This window comes from Myxococcus sp. AM011, from assembly GCF_013372595.1.
Classification (GTDB): domain Bacteria; phylum Myxococcota; class Myxococcia; order Myxococcales; family Myxococcaceae; genus Myxococcus; species Myxococcus eversor.
The window spans coordinates 1-2,089 of record NZ_JABXEM010000519.1; the positions used below are offsets into that span (position 1 = coordinate 1).

The following is a 2,089-nucleotide window of genomic DNA, read 5'->3' on the forward strand; positions in this document are numbered from 1 at the left end:
GCCCGGGGGGGCAGGAAGAACGAGCGGGGGTCGGCGAGGAAGCGGGCCCCCACCGCGCGCAGGAAGGGCAGGGCCTCCCCCACGGGCACGTCGCGGGCTCGTACGGCCACGCCCAGGGCCAGCGAGAACGACACGGTGAAGTTGATGACTCCGATGAGCCCCACGCCCACCAGGGCCATGAGGAAGTCGGGCTGGAGCACCGCCTGGGGGCCGAGCGCGCCGCCGGCCATGGCCATCGAGCCGAGCGCGAAGGTGACGTGGCGGATGTCCAGGGGCAACCCGAAGAAGCGCCCGAGCACGTTCATCAGCGCCAGGAGGAAGCCCAGTGTCACGCTGGCGCCCACGCCCGAGGCCATGTGCACCAGCCCGTCCGCGAGCCGCTGCGCGCCGCCCACGCCCAGCACGCGCCGCAGCACGCGGTGGTGGGCCAGGGCTTCCGGCAGCCGCCGGTACACCACGAAGTTCTCCAGCCACCCACCCGCCACGCTGGACAGCCACAGCAGCACCCCGGTGAGGGCCGCGTACGGGAGCGAGCCGCTCTTCCACGGGTGCATGGAGTCCACCGTGGCCTGGGCCTTGGCGGGGGAGAGGAAGGGCGTGCCCCGCGCGGCCTGCCACGCCAGGGCCAGGGCCACCGCGGCGGGCAGCACGCAGCCCAGGTTGCCGGTGAAGGCGGCCAGCTGCGAGCGGGTGATGCGCGGGATGATGTCCACCAGGCTCGACAGCCGGTCTCCCCGGGCACCCTCGCCCACCGCGCCCGCCAGCGTGGCCGCCGTGACGGAGGGCTGCTTGGTGGCCAGCGTGAAGCCCAGCACCTGGATGAGCAGGAAGGCCACCGCGTAGTTGAGGCCCACCGCCAGCCACGAGAAGAACGGCGCGAGCGCCAGCGCGGTGAGGGCGAACTTGCTGGCCACCGCGACGGCCGTCACCAGCCCGCCGCCCGCCGCCGAGTGCACCATGGCGTGGAACTCGGCGCGCGTGCTGGTGATGTAGTGCTCGCCGGAGTGGCCCGCGCGCTCGATGATTTTGCGCGCCAGCATCCGCGCGTTGCGGCGCACCAGCTCTCCCACGGAGCGGTCCGCGTGCGCGCGCCGCAAGAGGTCCGACAGCAGCCCCAGCGCCTCGCGCCAGCGCGGCTCACCCCGGGGCGCGCCCAGCACCCGGGCGATGGCCTCCATGCGCTCCAGGCTCCGGCGGATGCGCTCCAGCCGGTACACCAGGTCCACGCTGACGCCCGAGGCCTCCAGGTGTCGCGACACGCTGACCACGACGAGGCGGCAGTCGTCCACGCACGTGGCCAGGTCTCTCAGCGTGTCGGAGGCCGCGTCGCGCGCGAGCACCGCGTCGCACACCATCCGCAGCCGCAGGAAGGGCGAGGCGCGAAAGGACGTCTCCGGGGCGCGGTCCCTCACGTCTTCCATGGTCCCCAGCGCCGCCGTCTGCACCGCCAGCAGCATCAACGCGTCCATCAGGTCGGAGCGCACGCGGGCGGCGGGCACCGGAGCCGGGGGCAGGGGCTCGCCCACCAGCGTCGCCAGCTTCGTCAGCAGCGCGGGCGACAGCAGCGCCAGCCACACCGCGTCCTCCGGCACCGGGAACAGGCGCAAGAGCAGCTCCGACAGCTTGCCGGGCTCCGGCGGGGAGGGGAGCAGCGTGCGGGCCAGCCGGTCGGAGACCTCCGACAGGAAGCCCTGGCCCGCGGGCAGGCCCACCTGCGCGAAGAGCTTCAGCCCCCGACTGCCATCGCACACGGCGGACACCAGCCGCGTCACCGCGGCGCGCATCGCGGGCTCGCCCTCCATGATGCGAATCATCAGCGTCAGGCGGGTGTCGGCGGGGGGCGCTTCGGGTTCGGCGGCGTCCACCAGCGCGTGGGCGGAGATGCGCTCGCGCAACCACGCCATCCAGCGCTCCACCCAGTCGAGCCTCGACTCCAGGCCGTCCTCGGGCACGTCGCGCAACAGCCGGTACAAGTCCCGCACCGCGGGGTTGCCCGGCGCGCGCGGCGCGTACTGCACGCAGAACGCGTCCACCTCCCGCTCGGAGGGAGCGTGGGAGGTGCGGCTCGGAGTGAGCGGAGCGGAGGGGG

1 protein-coding gene is annotated in these 2,089 nt (G+C 74.1%); it reads right to left on the bottom strand.

The window, feature by feature from the left end; all coding sequences use genetic code 11:
* Positions 1-2,033: site-specific recombinase (locus HUW62_RS46930; protein ID WP_368670661.1), on the bottom strand; the 2,033-nt coding region annotated here is incomplete at its 3' end.
* Positions 2,034-2,089 lie beyond the last annotated feature (56 nt).